The organism is Heliomicrobium undosum, from assembly GCF_009877425.1.
Lineage (GTDB): Bacteria > Bacillota > Desulfitobacteriia > Heliobacteriales > Heliobacteriaceae > Heliomicrobium > Heliomicrobium undosum.
Genome location: NZ_WXEY01000062.1, coordinates 1 through 746, shown reverse-complemented (window position 1 = coordinate 746; position 746 = coordinate 1). Strand labels below are relative to the sequence as shown.

The 746-nt window shown below is 54.2% G+C and carries 7 tRNA genes; all 7 read right to left on the bottom strand.

From position 1 onward, the window contains the following. Nucleotides 1-32: 32 nt before the first annotated feature. The 7 genes from GTO91_RS17650 to GTO91_RS17620 all read right to left on the bottom strand — a co-directional run bounded on the left by GTO91_RS17650 (nucleotide 33) and on the right by GTO91_RS17620 (nucleotide 731). Nucleotides 33-109, bottom strand: a tRNA-Pro gene (locus GTO91_RS17650). Nucleotides 110-151: 42 nt separating this feature from the next. Then, nucleotides 152-228: transfer RNA gene (locus GTO91_RS17645), tRNA-Arg, on the bottom strand. A gap of 4 nt (nucleotides 229-232) precedes the next feature. Beyond that, a tRNA-Gly gene (locus GTO91_RS17640) sits at nucleotides 233-307 on the bottom strand. A gap of 12 nt (nucleotides 308-319) precedes the next feature. Then, nucleotides 320-396 (bottom strand) — tRNA-Pro (locus GTO91_RS17635). Nucleotides 397-401: 5 nt separating this feature from the next. After that, nucleotides 402-495, bottom strand: a tRNA-Ser gene (locus tag GTO91_RS17630). A gap of 22 nt (nucleotides 496-517) precedes the next feature. Then, a tRNA-Met gene (locus GTO91_RS17625) sits at nucleotides 518-595 on the bottom strand. A 45-nt stretch (nucleotides 596-640) separates the two neighbouring features. Beyond that, a tRNA-Ser gene (locus GTO91_RS17620) sits at nucleotides 641-731 on the bottom strand. Nucleotides 732-746: the final 15 nt, after the last annotated feature.

Below are 746 nucleotides of genomic sequence, written 5' to 3'. Positions count from 1 at the left end.
ATGTATAAAGTTGAGAAACGTAAAGGTAACAATGGTCGGAGCGACACGATTTGAACGTGCGGCCTCTACCACCCCAAGGTAGCGCTCTACCAAACTGAGCTACGCCCCGACTGTATCGCGCATTGCCATTGCGCAGGGGTAAAGGGAAAAATGGCGCGCCCGGGAGGATTCGAACCTCCGACCTCTTGATTCGTAGTCAATTACTCTATCCAGCTGAGCTACGGGCGCATTATGGAGCGGAAGACGAGATTCGAACTCGCGACCCTCGCCTTGGCAAGGCGATGCTCTACCACTGAGCCACTTCCGCATTTTGCTGTGATGGTCGGAGTGACACGACTTGAACGTGCGGCCTCCTGCTCCCGAAGCAGGCGCTCTACCAAGCTGAGCTACACCCCGATAAATGGCGGAGAGAAAGGGATTCGAACCCTTGAGACAGGTTTTGCCCGCCTACACGATTTCCAATCGTGCGCCTTCGACCAACTCGGCCATCTCTCCAGCATGTTTGATGATTTGGACTTGGTAGCGGTGGTAGGATTTGAACCTACGACACTACGGGTATGAACCGTATGCTCTAGACCAACTGAGCTACACCGCCGCACAAGACTTGTCCGCTGCTTGAGGCGGCAAACAAAAAAGCAGATGGCGGAGTGGGTGGGATTTGAACCCACGCTGGCCTTACGACCACTAACGATTTAGCAAACCGTCCTCTTCAGCCGCTTGAGTACCACTCCGCAAGACCAAAGGAT